The organism is Shewanella cutis, assembly GCF_022410515.1.
Classification (GTDB): domain Bacteria; phylum Pseudomonadota; class Gammaproteobacteria; order Enterobacterales; family Shewanellaceae; genus Shewanella; species Shewanella cutis.
Genome location: NZ_JACSDI010000001.1, coordinates 799,296 through 815,019, shown reverse-complemented (window position 1 = coordinate 815,019; position 15,724 = coordinate 799,296). Strand labels below are relative to the sequence as shown.

Here is a 15,724-nt window from a genome sequence, read left to right as displayed (position 1 = left end):
TCATACTTCGTTTTTATACAATCTAGCGTGTTGCATTTGCTGTTTTCGACACCATCTTATTATTTTGTTCATTCTTTCAGGATCAGGTAGCACTATGGCCAATCATGCCCATGCTCTCGTAATCGAGGGGCTTAAAAAAACCTACAAAGGCGGCGTTGAGGCGGTAAAGGGGATTAGCCTTACCGTTGAACAGGGAGACTTTTTCGCCCTGTTAGGTCCTAACGGCGCAGGTAAGTCGACCACTATCGGTATTATCAGCTCCTTGGTGCAGAAAACCGCTGGCTCAGTCAAAGTGTTTGATTTTGATATCGATAAGCAGCTCGAAGAAGCCAAGCTGTGTATTGGCTTAGTGCCGCAGGAGTTTAACTTCAACCAGTTTGAAACTGTGCTGCAAATTGTGGTGAATCAGGCGGGCTATTATGGCGTCCCTAAAGCTGTAGCCCTCGAGCGTGCGCAAAAATACTTAACTCAGTTGGATTTGTGGGATAAGCGTAACAGTCAGTCTCGCACCTTGTCGGGTGGGATGAAGCGGCGGTTAATGATTGCCCGCGCACTGATGCACGAACCTAAATTATTGATCTTAGATGAGCCAACGGCAGGTGTGGATATTGAGCTGCGCCGCTCAATGTGGGAGTTTCTCAAGCAGATTAATCAGCAAGGGGTGACGATTATCCTGACCACTCACTACCTTGAAGAAGCTGAAATGCTGTGCCGCAATATCGGTATTATTGATAAAGGTGTGCTGGTGGAGTGCACTAGCATGAAGGCCTTGCTGGGCAAGCTGAATCTTGAAACCTTTATTCTTGACCTGCGCCGCGATATTAGTGTCGCGCCAACACTCGATGGCATGGAGTGCCGTTTAACCGATCCGCATACTTTGGAGGTGGATGTGGCGAAGGACCACAACCTCAATGATGTATTTACGCAGTTAACCGCCGCTAAGGTGGAGGTCCTGTCTATGCGTAACAAATCCAATCGTTTAGAAGAACTCTTCGTCGAGTTAGTGAAGAAAACCCAAGGAGCTAAGGCATGAAACAACTGTATTTTATTGCCTTTAAGAGCATATTAACCAAGGAAATTAATCGTTTTACACGGATTTGGATCCAAACCTTGGTGCCGCCAGCAATCACTATGACCTTGTATTTTCTGATTTTTGGTAACTTGGTTGGCAGTCGCATTGGGGAAATGGGCGGTGTGTCCTATATGGAGTTTATCGCACCGGGTCTTATCATGATGTCGGTGATTACTAACTCCTATTCGAATGTCGCGAGTTCTTTTTATAGTGCCAAATTTCAGCGCAATCTTGAGGAGTTAATGGTTGCACCCGTACCTCACTATGTGATGATCGCAGGCTACGTGGGCGGTGGTGTCGCGCGGGGCTTGTGCGTTGGGTTAATCGTGACATTGGTCGCCATGTTCTTTGTCGATATCAGCTTGCACCACGCGGGCCTTGTGATCATGACGGTATTTTTAACCTCAGTGTTATTCTCCTTAGGTGGATTAATTAACGCGGTATTTGCCAAGAGTTTTGATGATATCAGTATCATCCCGACGTTTGTGCTTACGCCATTAACCTACCTTGGCGGGGTATTTTATTCTCTGTCTTTATTGCCGGCTTTTTGGCAAGGCGTTTCGGCACTGAACCCTGTGGTCTATATGATCAACGTCTTCCGCTATGGTTTTTTAGGCTTTGCCGATATCAGTGTGCCCCTTTCAATTGGAATTATGGTGGGTTTTTGTGCCGTACTTTGGGGAGTTGCATATTACCTGATATCCAGAGGCATAGGGCTGCGCTCGTAGTTGTTTAAACGCTTTTTAAGTCGAAGCTAGATTTACTGAGAGATACAATTACTATCATAAAAAAGGGAGTCATTTAGACTCCCTTTTATTAATTAAATCAAATTATTACTTCATGCGACGACGTAATGCCGCCAGAGGTAATAACAATGCAGTTAACCAGCCTAACGCGCCACCAGATGTGCCGCCACCGTTGTTAGACTTCGCTGTTTTTACTGTGACAGTAGATGTGCCAACATTACTATTATCAACCCCATCAGAGGCGACAACGGTAAAGGTGTAAACGCTTTCACCAGCCGGAGCGGTAAATCCGATTCTATCTTTGCCGTTGACAAAACTAACTGAAGGACCGGATGTTTGCGTCCATGTGTAAGTGAGTTCATCACCATCAACATCTTTACCATTTGCAAGTAATGCGACATATGAATTTTCGGTCGCATTTGCATTGGTTGGTGTAACCGATGGCTTAGTATTATTAATCAACACAGTGACTTTCGCAGGAGTTGATGCGTTGCCCATGGTGTCGAGTGCAATCACTTCAACTTCCATTGTTTTGCTTTGTTGATTGATTACCGCATTATCACTTAAGCGGACAGTTCCATCTTTAGCGATAACGACCATACTGCTGTTAGAGCTGAGTGTCACAAACTCAGAGAATGGGCTCGTTAACATATCTGGGTCTGTCGCCTTGAGTTGACCGAGTACGCTTCCTGCTGCCGTTCCTTTATTCACTGACAGTGTTAAATTTTCTACCGTTGGTGCAGAGTTACCTTCATCTGTAGTATTTGCTACGACAGACATAGAGCCTGAGTCAGACAAGAACATAAAGCCTTTGGCATTACTACCAACTTTAGTTTCTAAAATCGCGCTTTCACCAGGCTTGAGTTCACTGACTTCATTACCTTTCGCATCCAGCAACATTGCAGACGTTCCTGAACCATCAAGTAAAAGCGAAGCTACCACACTGTCTTCATCACCTGAGGGGATTGGTGCCCAATCACTATCTTCAACACGGTAACGAACTTTAATGGTTTTACCTAAGTCAGCTTCAGCTAAACCAATATCTTCTAAACACACTTTGCTGGTGAGGAAATCATTACCTGTAACGTGGAAAACAGGTTCTAAAGTCCCTGATGAGGTGCCGTATTTAGCCACTAAGCCATAGAGGGATCTTGGTAAAGGATTGTCACGTGTGCTAAACCAGTCTAAGTTTACCGTTGCGGCAGTGTAGTCCCAAACACCGTCATTGTTGAGGTCATAGTCAACGTCGTAACTTGCCACTAATGCATGAACAATAGGATCACGCATTTGCAAGGTGTTATAGATTGCAATGCCAGTATCACATGAGCTGCTAAGTAATAGCTCACTAGAAGCATTTAACAGGTCGTGACGTTTAGATTGATCTACAGGACTTGTAGCGATTAATGGGGCTGTAAATGGATCGGTAATTGACGTCGCACCAACGTTAGTGAGCGTTCTTACCAAGCCGTCTTCGGTGACTTCAGTTTCGACTGAAATTGCCGCAGCCGCTTTAGGCAGTACGTGATACACCAAATGGAGCGCTTTTACGTCACCCTCCATAAATTGGATGGCACCATCATATTCAGAAAGTGTCAGCGCCGCAGATGCATCCGCTGCCGTTCCATTGAGTTCATAGGATGATGTTAGCGACCACTCTGGTAATTTTGTCGGGTCAATCGTTGCCGTCACATCAAAATTGATCGTTTGTCCTGCAGGAATAGTGACACTGGCTGGTAATGCAAAACTTAAGGCGCCTGAATCAAGATCGTTTTGGAAACGTTGCTCAACTTTTAAGGTGTAAGTTTTTTCAGTTGCAGAGAAGTTTTTAACGGTGACAGTTTTGGTGATTGATGTGGTTTTGTTGAGCGCTAATAAGCCAAATGCTAACGCAGCTTGTTTGGTGTCTTTATTCCAAGCAGCAACGGGCAGATTAATGGCTTTTTCTACGTCCACTAAACCAGAACCGATATAGCTAATCGGTGCTAGCTCTGTATCTGGGTTAATCTCTTTTGGCTCAAGCGTCACATCAAGGTTTGCAGCGTTCATGATGGTCGCTTTTACCTCAAATGCATTGCGATGAGGTAATGCTTCACGAATGATACTTACCGCACCAGCCGTAATTGGGCTTGAGAAGGATGTTCCGCTGATTGGGGTTAAGCCTTCACCTAATCCTGGGTGTGCGGTGAGGATATCAGTACCAGGGGCGGTAATCTCAGGTTTCAAGGTTCCGCCAATCGATGGGCCTCTTGACGTAAAGGTCGCAATGGCTCCAGCAGTACCCAATTCAGTCGATGCAATACTAAATGGAACATCACCCGAGGCGAGTGCAGTTTTGATTGCATCGCCATCTTCCTTAGAAACCATTACCGAAGGAATGGTGATCTTGTCGTCAGTTCCGCCCATCACAAACGCGCCAGCTTTAGCAGCGTTGTTAGCCACAATAACAAATGCGGCTCCTTTTAACTGAGCATTCAGAACTTTAACTACGAATCCACAAGTTCCACGATCGATTAAAACGGTTTTGCCCGTTAAATCTTCTGTGTAAGCCGCGCAGCCATTTTTATTGGTAGCGGGGTAGACGATCGGCGCAACGGTATTCGTGAAGCTATATGTATTGGATTTATTAAATCCTGCCGCAATTGCCGTTACTGTATTACCCGCAATGGATGCTTCAATTTTACCAATTTTGTTGGTCGGGTGCGTCATTGCGCCAACGGAAAGAGCACTATTTGTGGTGCTTGGGCCACCGACCACAAAAGGTGTTGGACCATCGTTACCTGCGGAGATGATAAGGTTGACGCCCAGTTGCACCATTTCATTGATCATCACTTGCACGGCGCCATCTTCAACATCACCAAAGTCGCCACCTAATGACATGTTAACTGTGTCGACGCGATCGCTGATGTCTCCATCACCGTTTGGATCCATTGAGGCTTCAAGTGCGTTTAATTGAGCGATACCAGGACAACTCAAGTCAGTGCAAACGGAGTAAGCTAATAGTTCAACATCAGGCGCCGTCCCAACCACTGAGTGGCTCACATGAGTGCCGTGGTTTGTGGTAACGTCAATTGGGTTAGGATCATTATTGACAAAGTCCCAGCCGCCAATGACTTTACCTTGGGGCCAGTTTGGCATTTCGCTTTTTGCGGCGACGGCAGCTTTGTAGTCAGCAACTAATCCTGAACCACCTAAGGCTTTGTGAGTATAGTCAACGCCAGTATCTAATACGGCAACTCGTTGACCTTTACCAGAGGCAATACCCGCATCAATAACCGCTTTTGCTTTGATATATTCAGCACTGGCTGCTACATCAAGCTTGTAGTCATAGATAGGCAGAATAGCAGCTACTTCAGCGTTGTTAATAAGGGATGCAATTTGCTTATGATTACCTTCCACAACAATCGAGTTGACTAATTTTGAGGTAGTGGCAACGATTTTTAAATCAGCATCCATGCTGGTAATTGCATTTTTTACCTTGGTTTGAGAGCTCTCTATTTGGCTCATTACTGATTGTTTATTAAATCCTTTTAGCTGGCTTTGCTGCGCAAGAGAAGGTGCTTTTAGTTTTACCATCCAAGCTACAGCTTGTTTTTGCTCGTTACTATCATTTTTAGTAACGCTTAAGCCTGCATACTTGTCAGTCGTTTGATTGGTTGTATTGTACTGAGCTGTTGTACCTGCAACAGCAGCACTCGTAAACAGTGCTGCGGAGATAGCGAGAGATAGTTTTGTCTTCACAACTTCATTCCTTGTCAATTAATGCTTGTAGTGCCAAATCAATCGCACTTGTAGCTAAATTGTTATTGTTATGCTGGCAATTTATTGCTAGCAATGGAGTTGTAACACAAAAGTATCGTGCGGTTAACACTTTTGATGGAAAAAAGACTTAAGTCATACTTTTGCAATATAACGTTCTGTTTGTTTGGTTTTTAGTCAGTTGATGACTTAAGGCTTTACCGCCCTTGTTATTGGGTTTTGTAAGCTGATTAGGGTTTCAGTCGATTGAATTTCATCAATAGATTGAATGCGGTTAATGAGGACATGTTGCAGGCCATCAATGGATTGGCACATGACTTTGACAAAAATGCTGTAGTTGCCAGTGGTGTAGTAGGCTTCAACCACTTCTTCGAGGGCGTTCAGTTTAGCGATGGCCGCTGGGTAGTCGCCGGCACTTTTGAGGTTGATACCGATAAAGCAGCAGACATCGTAACCCAGCGCCTTGGGGTTGATGGTGATTTGGGCACCGGTAATAATCCCTGCCTGTTTCATTTTCTCGACGCGCACATGAATGGTACCCGCACTCACACCGAAACGCTTGGCAAGCTCGGCAAAGGGGGTGCGCGCGTCTTGCATTAAGGCTTCGAGGATATGGTTATCTAGCTGATCACGCTGAAATGCGGTTTCCATAAATAAACTCTCTATAACATAATGAATTGTCATAAAGTTACGTTTTTTTATGGAGAATGGCTACTGCTTTCGCGCTTTTTAATTATTGTTAGTGATCATTGCTCACCTTCAGGTTCGCAAAAGGGGGCGTCAGCGCTGAATGTCATAGGCTCTCCTGTATAAGGGTGCTTAATCGTAAGCTCGGCGGCGTGCAGTAATAATCGTGGTGCTAAGGATTTTGCTAGTGGATCGGCGTAAAAGCCATCGCCGAGGATCGGGTGGCCGAGTGCCATCATATGTACCCTGAGTTGGTGTGAGCGTCCAGTAATCGGCTTTAGCTTTACCAGTGTCGAGCGTTTGGCGCGACTTAATACTTCAAAATGAGTCAATGATGGCTTGCCAATGTCGTGGTCAACCTTCTGTTTTGGGCGATTGGGCCAGTCACAGATCAGCGGATAATCCACGCTACCCGTGGCATTTTTAACGTGTCCCGCGACTCTGGCGAGATAGGTTTTGCTGGTTTCTCTATCGTGAAATTGGCGTTTTAACTCGCGCTCAGCGCTGCGAATGAGCGCAACTACCATCACGCCTGAGGTTGCCATATCGAGGCGATGGACGATTTGACAATGGGGGTGCTCGGTTTTTACACGGGCATAAACACTGTCGAAGTGGGCGGGATCACGACCAGGCACAGATAACAATCCCGAAGGCTTGTTGACGACGATAATGTCTTTATCTTGGTAAAGCACATCGAGCCAGGGAGTTGTCGGTGGTTGGTAAATAAAATCAGTCATAATCGTGCCTATTCAATAATGCGCGGCAAAGATACTCCGCTAGGCTCTGGGGCGCAAGTTTGTTGTCTCTTCTTCCTATAGCAGCCTGGGTTAATCGGTTGATGAGTGATTTGCTGATAGAGCTAGATTTGAGTTTTTGTTATACTCGTCACCTTTTTCGTTATTGTTCATTTTGAGCCTGTGAAGTATGAGCCAGCCAGAGATTTACACTCCTGAGAAACTTTCTCACGTTAATAACCGCTTAGAGTTATTGGCGCCTGCAAAAAATGCCGATTATGGTATTGAAGCTATTCGCCATGGTGCCGATGCGGTTTATATCGGAGGTCCTGCATTTGGGGCGCGTGCGACGGCAGGTAACAGTGTGGAGGATATCGCGCGCCTGTGTACTTTTGCTCATAAGTACCATGCTCAGGTGTTTGTCGCCCTTAATACCATTTTGATGGATGATGAACTGGCGGTAGCTGAAAAACTGATTTGGGATGTGTATAACGCCGGTGCCGATGCACTGATTGTGCAGGACATGGGGGTATTGCAGCTTAACCTGCCGCCGATTGCACTGCACGCTAGTACGCAAATGGATAACCGTAATCCCGAGAAAGTCGCCTTTTTGGAGCAAGTGGGATTCTCACAAGTGGTATTGGCACGCGAGCTTGGTTTAAGCCAAATTCGAGAGGTTGCGGCTCACACCAACATGCAGATTGAGTTCTTTATCCACGGCGCCCTGTGTGTGGCCTACAGTGGATTATGTAACTTAAGTCATGCCTTCAGTAACCGCAGTGCAAACCGCGGTGAATGTTCGCAAATGTGCCGTTTACCAGGCAATCTAAAGACTCGCCAAGGGGATGTGTTGGCGCAAAACGAACATTTACTCTCATTAAAAGACAATAACCAAACCGATAACCTTGAAGCCCTGATCGATGCTGGCGTGCGCTCCTTTAAAATTGAGGGACGTTTAAAAGATTTAAGTTACGTGAAGAACGTGACTGCCCATTATCGCCAAAAACTCGATGCCATTATGGCGCGTCGCCCTGAATTTGTGGCGTCATCCCACGGCCGTACTGAACATACCTTTACCCCAGATCCCGAAAAAACCTTTAACCGTGGCAGTACCGACTACTTTGTCCATGAGCGTAGCCAGGGGATTAAAGACTTCCGCTCGCCCAAATATATTGGCCAAGATGTGGGTAAAGTGGTCGCTATTGGTAAGGACTTTATTCAAGTCAGTTCGACCCACGAATTTAATAACGGCGATGGTTTAGCGTATTTTCCGCCTAACTATGCGATGGCAAAGCAGTCCGACGACAAGCTACAAGGTTTACGGGTAAACCGCGCTGAAGGCCATAAGCTGCATGTGTTGCAAGTACCAAAGGATTTACGTGTTGGTATGACCTTATACCGAAACCATAACCAAGCCTTCGAAGCCTTATTGGCGAAGGAGTCCGCCAAGCGTATTATTGCTGTGGACATGCGTTTAACCGATACCGCAAAGGGGGTGGCGCTGACCTTAACGGATATTTATGGCCTCAGCGCAACGGTTGAATTGGAAGTCGAAAAGACACCCGCCACCGACGCTGAAAAAACCTTGCAGACAATTCGTACACAACTGTCAAAATTGGGCAGCACTGATTTTGTTGCTCGCCAAATCAGCATTGAAACTGCCGAGCCTTGGTTCCTGCCTGCCTCAATGCTCAACGGTCTACGCCGTGATGCGGTAGCGGCATTAGAGCTTGCCCGTGTTGAAGCTTACCAGCGGCCAAAACCTTGGAAATATAATCAAGATGCCGTGTATCCATTCAAACACTTAAGTTACTTAGGTAACGTGGCAAACGAAAAGGCCAAAGAGTTTTATCAACGCCATGGCGTCATTGAAATTCAGGACACCTACGAGAAAAACGGCGTGACCGAAGACGTGCCGTTAATGATCACTAAGCACTGCCTGAGATTTAACTTTAATCTTTGTCCTAAGGAAGTGCCGGGAATTAAGGCCGATCCTATGGTGCTTGAGATTGGTAATGATGTATTGAAGTTGGTCTTCGACTGTCCAAAATGCGAGATGATGGTCGTCGGTGAAAACCGTCAGGTTCGCGGTCAAAAAGCTGTTTAATTTAGGCTTGAATGATGTGCAAGGGAGTATTGAGCATTCAATGCTCCCTTTATGCTTTTAAGGCTGTTGAATTTCTCTTTGTTGCCACTTGGTTAACAAAAGGATATTTTATTGAAAAATTTCAATAATAAAGGATGTCAACATGGGATTGTTAGATGGGTTACTGGGGAATGCCTCGGAGGTTGATTTACAGGAACTGGCCGAAGAACTGCGCCCAATTATGGGCATTCAGGAAGAATTAAAGCTGGCCTATAAAGTGATTCGCGATCTGTTTGTATTTACCAATAAGCGCTTGATCTTAATTGATAAGCAAGGGATCACTGGTAAGAAAACCACCTATCACTCAGTGCCTTATAAATCCATTACCCATTTTGCGGTGGAAACCACTGGTCATTTTGATATGGATGCCGAACTTAAAATTTGGATTTCAGGCCAAAGCGAACCGCTGGTTAAAGAACTCAAGCGCGGCACCGATGTGGTAGGGATCCAAAAGACCATAGCGACATTCGCGCTCTAATTCCTTGTTTTAGTGATTGAGTTATCAGCAGGTCATCGCCGAATTGACTTGCTGATATTCAATCAATTCAAAACTCTATGGTTTGATCCGCTGGACTGTTCTATCGGTTCCCCACTCATAGTATAGGTTTCAGATAATTCGAGCCGGCCTTGTTTGTCGTACTGATTGTGGATTCCCACCCAAAAATGTTCTTGCCCCTGAAAAACTAAGTTGCCTTCTTCGGCGATTTTGCGATTGGGATGATAGCGTTTCATGGCGTAAAGTTGGCTATCTGGGTCAAATTTTAAATGGTAGCTGAGGATAAGCGTCGACGATTGAGGCTCCTTAGTATCATTGCTCCTAGCCATTGCCTCGACAATGAGCTTATTGTCATCGACCTTGGTTTCAGCTGCTATCGTCTGTTCCTGCTCGGCAGCATCAAAATAGTGGCGGGTTTCTTTGAGCTCGCCATCGTCACTGAGCCAAGCTTCGCGCTGTAGCTGGCCTTGTTGAGTAAAACGTTGCCAATGGCCGACATCCTGATAATCGTTATCTATCACTTTCACAAAGCCTGACTCGAGGAGTCCGCCTTGTTTTAAAAAGGTTTTTGAGCTGAATAGGTTTTCTTCTAAGCGAGTGAGCAACCAACGGATAGCCCCATCCTCATAGTATTCGATGCGGGTATCGGGGTGACCTATTTGATAATATTCCCGTTGATTATCCTCAAGATGATAGCCGCAACGGGTGTTGGAATGGTTCTCAAAGCATTCGAGAACACCTTGTTTGTTATAGGAGGATCTTTCCTTGAGGTAACCTTGGCCATCGCGGACAACATATTCAGCAATCGTCTTGATGGTGCCATCTTCATAAAACCAGCGTGCAGTGCCATCGCGATTGCCTTGAGTATGGGGCAAATACATTTGGATTTGTTGGTTTTCATAGTATTCAATAAAGGGCGCGATCGAGAGATTATGTTGATATTGGCCTTCTGCAGATAGGACACCGCTTTCATAGTAACTGCGAAATAATCCTTCTCTTAAGCCCTTTTCAAGGTAGATTTCAAGGGCGAGTTGGCCATTTTCATGGTACCAAGTGGCAAGGCCCTGCTCATGGCCATTTTCGAAGGGAATGCACTGTTCTAACTGTCCATTGGGATACCATTGTTCACTGTTGCCATGGGCTATGCCGTTACTAAAATTGAGCTGCTTGGCAAGCACGCCATTGGGGTGCCATTCTTGACGTAGGCCTTCATTTACCCCCTGTGAATTGAGTTGTACTCGCCACGCGAGTTGGCCATCTTCATAGTAAGTTTCGATGCGTTTGCCCACCTGATTGAAGTGGACCTCTTGCTTCAGATTACCATTGGGGTGATACCAAAGTTCGTTAACAGGCTTACCCATATCATGGGTTAATTCGGCTTGCAGCTTGCCATCTTCATAGTACATATACTCAATTCCGTGGATGTGATTTGCCACCATTGGGCGCGTCAGCCACAGATTTCCAGATTCATAATAGCGTTTTAACTGATTGATATAATTGCCTTCGCTATCCTTTTCTGCAGTTTCCTTTATCTGACCGTTACTATGGTAGTAGGTGAGTAACATACCATCGAGCTGACGTTCTTCGACTTGGTTGATTTTTCCTTCATGGTCATACCAAGTTTGGCGGCCAAGTTGTTGATCATTAATAAAATTACCTTCAAATTGCAGTACACCTAAGGCATTGAATTGGCGTGTTATACCGTTACGCTCACCAAAGTAATTGCTATCGACGGCTTGAGTGATATTGGGGGATTGGGTGACAATTCTCAGTAGGTTCTGACCTTGCTCTGTCTCAATCTGATGGAATGTCCGTTGCAGTTTGCCCGTGAGACTGCCGAAGTCCTGCATATCACCCTGTACTCTGTAGTCTTCATCGACATAAAAACGGCAAATAACTAATTCCTGAAGGTTTACCAGTGCCACTTGCCAGCGGGCTTGAGACGTATCCGCATCAGCATCCTGCTCTAGGCTACAGCTCTTATCCTGACCAAGGTAAAAATATTGCACTGGGCCGTGTATCTCGATGCGGTCAAATTGGGTATCGTGGAAGATGCAGGATTCATGCTCTTGTTCCCAACCGAGCAGCTCGATCGTTTGCGGGCTGTCGAAGTAGTAACGAGTGCAATTATCATTGGTTTCCGAATGAGAGGCTTGCGCCGGAGTTGCTTGAATGGCAAGACTAAAATAGGGTTTGAACGTACTGGATGGGAGTGTGGCGGGATTGGGGGAGCTTTGAAGAGGTATGTCTTGATGGGCGCAGCTATTTTCTTTGGCATTAAATAACTTCGCTTTAAATGCGCGAAACAACGACATAAGTTAACTTCTCCATATCCATATGATCCAACGATCTTTTTTGTAATTTCATCAGGCGCCAAGCCCAAGAGCGCCTATGATAACGGTTTATACTTTGGTTTCTCAATAGATTATCTTGCCCTCGAGCCATGATAAGGATTCAAGATGCTGAAAAATTTTTATCAGTCACTCCCCGATGATTTGTCACAAGAAGTATTCGAAACCCTTGCTGGCAATGGCAAGGTGAAGATCGAGCGCATTATCTCGCAAGGTCATTCGACCCCAGAGGGGGAGTGGTACGATCAAACACAATATGAATGGGTGATGTTGCTTAAAGGGGAGGCACAACTCGAATTTGAACAAGGCAGGTTGTTAACACTTAAACCTGGGGATTATCTCACCATCGCGCCCCATGAAAAACACCGCGTCGCTTCGACTTGTTTAGAGGGCGAAACCCTGTGGCTCGCGGTATTTTATGATGCCTTAGTATGAGTGATTTTTTCTTTAGAGCGATAGCACTGCATAATCAATAGGGTTTAGATTAATACTTGATTTAACACTCGTTGCCAGTTTCCGCCCATAAAGCGGTCGCGGTCGGTCGACTTAAAGCGGGCCTTGGCTAGGGCGTCATCAATCCGACTCATGCGTTCGATATGGTTTAACTCTGGGATCACCACATGCCTTGGCTCGGCATCAAAGCCTAATACTTTTTTGGCCCTTAGGCTGTACCACCAATCCTGATATTCCTTAACACCTTGAGTATTGTCGTTATTGAGGGCTAATAAGTTCTCTTGGCCTCGCAGCGGAAAATCGTTGGCGATGGCAACACACTCGACCCCGCCAATGCGCGCAACATATTCCAACTGGCGAATATAGTCATTGATCGTTGGGACGGCCTTATTGGTGAGCCAAAAGCTCATCATAAAGACACCAAAAACACCGCCTGAATTAGCGATGGCACGGATCACTTCATCTGGGCTACAACGGGCATGTTTGACGATTCCGCGCGCCGCGCCATGGCTTTGAACGATGGGCGCGCGGCTCAGTTTAGCCACATCTAACGCGGTCTGGGCGCTTGAGTGGCTAACATCAATTAATATATTGGCTTGGTTGAGTTTTGCGATAAGCGCTCGGCCATGATTAGACAGTGGTTTATTGAGTCCGCCATTGGCATCGTTATCTAGTGCGCCGCCCGCAAAGGTATTGCCATAATGGTGGGTGAGCTGCAGTGCGCGTAGGCCTTGGCGGTGAAACGCATCAACGCGCGCCCATTGGTTAGCATCGCTATCTTCTTCAACGCAATCGGCACCTTGAATTTGAAAGAAAACCGCAGTGCGATTGCTCTCCCTAGCAAGCTGTATATCGCGTCCTGTTAAGCCTTGTAAGAGGATATCGGGATGCTCGCTCACCCTTTTTGCTGCTTGCTGGATGCTGTCCAGGCAGGCTTTGTAGGTTCGCTTGTAGTTTAAGGTGCCGTCGGCTTGTTCAATGGTCTCAATGGCGGAGATATCACACAGAAAGGCATCAAGACCTGAGGCGCGAACATCGGCTAAATTATCGGGCAAAAAGGATAATCCATCGATATATAAGCGCCGTGCACGTGGCGGGAGCGGCGCAGCAAGGCTAGAGAAACTGGCAAATGGGCTTAATACACTGGCAGCGCTCAATCCAGTAACTGCACTGAGTCCTTTAAGCAGCGTTCGACGATGGTGATTGATAGCCTTCATTGACGTGCACCCTCCACTTGATTAAGCTCATTTTTACTTCTTTATACCCTGTTAAAGCGTAGAAGTCTTTGATTAAATCCCTCTTTTACAGTTTGCCATATCGCAGGTTTTAAGGTTTTACAGCGTCAATCATCGCCTTAGCTAAGGCATGCAGACCATTGGTGCGCGAAGGACTTAGTTGCCCTTCAAGCCCCAAGTGTTTGAAGTACATTGCAGGGTCGAAGGCGAGTATCTGGTCTTGTGTTTTACCATGGCAGGCGCTGAGCAGTAAGCCGATTAAGCCTTTAACAATGCGTGTATCGCTGTCGGCCAGATAATAATGCTTACCGTCTTGCTCAATATGGTACAGCCAAGCATCACTCTCGCAGCCTTTCACTTGGGCTGACTCAAGGCGAAGCTCATTGGTTAAGCAAGGTAATTCTTTGCCTAACAACATGATTTGGCGATATCTTTCCTGCCAGTTTGGTGTCTGCTCAAACCGTGCTAATAATGTCGCTGCATCCTCAACCTGATAAGCAAAATCGGCTGCGCGGGGCATGATTGGCAATGTCATGGGGAACTATCCTCTTTTTATCTGTTTTGCTGATGGCTTTAAGGATAAACCTTAGAGTAGCAATTCTTTAACTGAGGCCAAGGCGGCAATAAAGTGGTCGATGTCGGTTTTATTGGTGTAGATACCAATCGAGGCGCGGCAACAGCCTTTAAGGTTAAGGGTTTGCATTAAGGGCATGGCGCAGTGATGGCCGCAGCGAACTGCAACGCCTTGTTGATCTAATAAAATGCCCACATCCTGATGATGTTCATCGGCAAGGTTAAAAGCGACTGCGCCGATATTATCGTGATGGGCACCATACAGATGCACATCGCCAAGGGCGCGCAGTTGGTTTTGCAAATACTGAAGCAATTCTGCTTCATGGGCCTTAACCTCGGGAGTTAGGCTTAGTTGTAAAAAGTCGATTGCGGCACCAAGGCCAATCACTGCACTGATCGGCGGTGTGCCAGCCTCTAAGCGATTAGGCAAACTGCCAAATTCGGTGCCATCAAAACTGACGCGTTTGATCATTTCGCCGCCCGTAAGCAGCGGGGTGAGAGTATCTAATATCTCGAAACGGCCATAAAGCACGCCAATGCCTGTTGGGCCGTACATCTTGTGGCCAGAAAACACATAAAAATCACAATCGATGGCGGCCATATCAACGCTTAAATGTGCCACGGCCTGCGCGCCATCGACTAAGGTGATCGCACCCTGTGCTTTGGCTTGCTGCACTAACTCGATAACTGGATTCACTGTACCTAAGGCATTGGACACATGGCACAGGGCGACAACTTTGGGCTTTAGGGCAAGCAAGGTTTGGTAGGCATTCAGATCAAGTCGGCAATCTTGAGTCAGCGGAATCGGTTTAATGATAGCGCCCGTGCGTTTTGCCAATTCCTGCCACGGAACAATGTTGGCGTGGTGGGCGGCGCTGTCGATCAAAATCAGATCGCCAGATTTAAGTTGTGGCGTTAAGCCAAACGCGACTAAGTTGATAGACTCAGTGGTACCGTGGGTGAAAATGATTTCTTCGCGGCGTTTAGCATTGATAAATACCTGCAATTGATCGCGCACCTTTTCATAACTTGAGGTGGCACGCGCCGACAACTGGTGCGCCGCGCGGTGCACATTGGCATTGTCCTGTAGGTAATACTGCGCCATTGCATCCAACACGCACTGCGGCTTTTGACTGGTGGCCGCAGTATCGAGATAACACAGGGGATAATCGCCCAACATTTGGGTTAATGTCGGAAATTGTGAACGGATTTGGCTATGGCTATCGGGCAATGCTGAGTCGGTCGAGGCTAAGTGTGTCATCTGGTGCTTTACGCAATAAAAAGGCTTTTGGATCTTCTGTTATCTCCTCGGCGAATGCAAGTTTTCACGGGATATGAGTTAGCGTGACAGTGCAAAGCTATTGCTACTAATGTTGAACTCAATTTTTATGATGGCAGTATACTGTTTATTTTTAATTTATAATTAATAAGTTATTTTAAATGTTGATTTTTTTATTTAAGCGAAGCGTGCTCAT

The 15,724-nt window shown here is 46.2% G+C and carries 12 protein-coding genes; 5 read left to right on the top strand and 7 right to left on the bottom strand.

The genetic code is table 11. The features are described from left to right. Nucleotides 1-94: 94 nt before the first annotated feature. Together H9J30_RS03700 and H9J30_RS03695 are read left to right on the top strand one after the other, a co-directional pair. Nucleotides 95-1,033 carry an ABC transporter ATP-binding protein gene (locus H9J30_RS03700; protein WP_240129721.1) on the top strand — a complete coding sequence of 313 codons (939 nt, stop codon included), beginning with the start codon at nucleotides 95-97 and terminating at the stop codon, nucleotides 1,031-1,033. Next, nucleotides 1,030-1,800: an ABC transporter permease gene (locus tag H9J30_RS03695; protein ID WP_240129720.1), complete on the top strand. Its 771-nt coding sequence runs from the start codon at nucleotides 1,030-1,032 to the stop codon at nucleotides 1,798-1,800. The genes H9J30_RS03700 and H9J30_RS03695 overlap by 4 nt, the downstream gene beginning before the upstream one ends. A gap of 105 nt (nucleotides 1,801-1,905) precedes the next feature. Here the strand turns inward: H9J30_RS03695 and H9J30_RS03690 are convergent, their stop codons facing one another. The 3 genes from H9J30_RS03690 to rluA form a co-directional block, all read right to left on the bottom strand. Beyond that, on the bottom strand, nucleotides 1,906-5,556 hold the full coding sequence (locus H9J30_RS03690) for a S8 family serine peptidase (protein ID WP_240129719.1): 3,651 nt from the start codon (nucleotides 5,554-5,556) through the stop codon (nucleotides 1,906-1,908). A gap of 207 nt (nucleotides 5,557-5,763) precedes the next feature. Beyond that, complete coding sequence (gene asnC, locus H9J30_RS03685; protein WP_011073571.1) at nucleotides 5,764-6,225, bottom strand: transcriptional regulator AsnC; 462 nt, start codon at nucleotides 6,223-6,225, stop codon at nucleotides 5,764-5,766. 95 nt (nucleotides 6,226-6,320) lie between these two features. Then, a complete protein-coding gene (rluA, locus tag H9J30_RS03680; protein ID WP_240129718.1) occupies nucleotides 6,321-6,998 on the bottom strand; it encodes a bifunctional tRNA pseudouridine(32) synthase/23S rRNA pseudouridine(746) synthase RluA in 678 nt (225 codons plus the stop codon). 187 nt (nucleotides 6,999-7,185) lie between these two features. On the opposite strand from rluA, the gene H9J30_RS03675 reads away from it, so the two are divergent. Both H9J30_RS03675 and H9J30_RS03670 read left to right on the top strand, forming a co-directional pair. Further along, nucleotides 7,186-9,102: a peptidase U32 family protein gene (locus H9J30_RS03675; protein WP_240129717.1), complete on the top strand. Its 1,917-nt coding sequence runs from the start codon at nucleotides 7,186-7,188 to the stop codon at nucleotides 9,100-9,102. A gap of 142 nt (nucleotides 9,103-9,244) precedes the next feature. After that, entirely contained in the window at nucleotides 9,245-9,619 is a 375-nt protein-coding gene (locus tag H9J30_RS03670) for a PH domain-containing protein (RefSeq protein WP_240129716.1), read from the top strand. Between the two features lie 62 nt (nucleotides 9,620-9,681). On the opposite strand, the gene H9J30_RS03665 is transcribed toward H9J30_RS03670, so the two are convergent. Then, entirely contained in the window at nucleotides 9,682-11,952 is a 2,271-nt protein-coding gene (locus H9J30_RS03665; protein WP_240129715.1) for a toxin-antitoxin system YwqK family antitoxin, read from the bottom strand. 144 nt (nucleotides 11,953-12,096) lie between these two features. Between H9J30_RS03665 and H9J30_RS03660 the strand changes: the two genes are divergently transcribed. Next, nucleotides 12,097-12,423, top strand: coding sequence for a cupin domain-containing protein (locus tag H9J30_RS03660; RefSeq protein WP_240129714.1), 327 nt, complete (start codon nucleotides 12,097-12,099; stop codon nucleotides 12,421-12,423). A 44-nt stretch (nucleotides 12,424-12,467) separates the two neighbouring features. Here H9J30_RS03660 and H9J30_RS03655 read toward each other — a convergent pair whose 3' ends face one another. The 3 genes from H9J30_RS03655 to H9J30_RS03645 form a co-directional block, all read right to left on the bottom strand. Further along, nucleotides 12,468-13,658 carry a membrane dipeptidase gene (locus H9J30_RS03655; protein ID WP_240129713.1) on the bottom strand — a complete coding sequence of 397 codons (1,191 nt, stop codon included), beginning with the start codon at nucleotides 13,656-13,658 and terminating at the stop codon, nucleotides 12,468-12,470. A gap of 109 nt (nucleotides 13,659-13,767) precedes the next feature. Continuing rightward, nucleotides 13,768-14,211, bottom strand: coding sequence for a SufE family protein (locus tag H9J30_RS03650; protein ID WP_240129712.1), 444 nt, complete (start codon nucleotides 14,209-14,211; stop codon nucleotides 13,768-13,770). A 51-nt stretch (nucleotides 14,212-14,262) separates the two neighbouring features. Then, nucleotides 14,263-15,510 carry a cysteine desulfurase gene (locus H9J30_RS03645; protein ID WP_240129711.1) on the bottom strand — a complete coding sequence of 416 codons (1,248 nt, stop codon included), beginning with the start codon at nucleotides 15,508-15,510 and terminating at the stop codon, nucleotides 14,263-14,265. Nucleotides 15,511-15,724 lie beyond the last annotated feature (214 nt).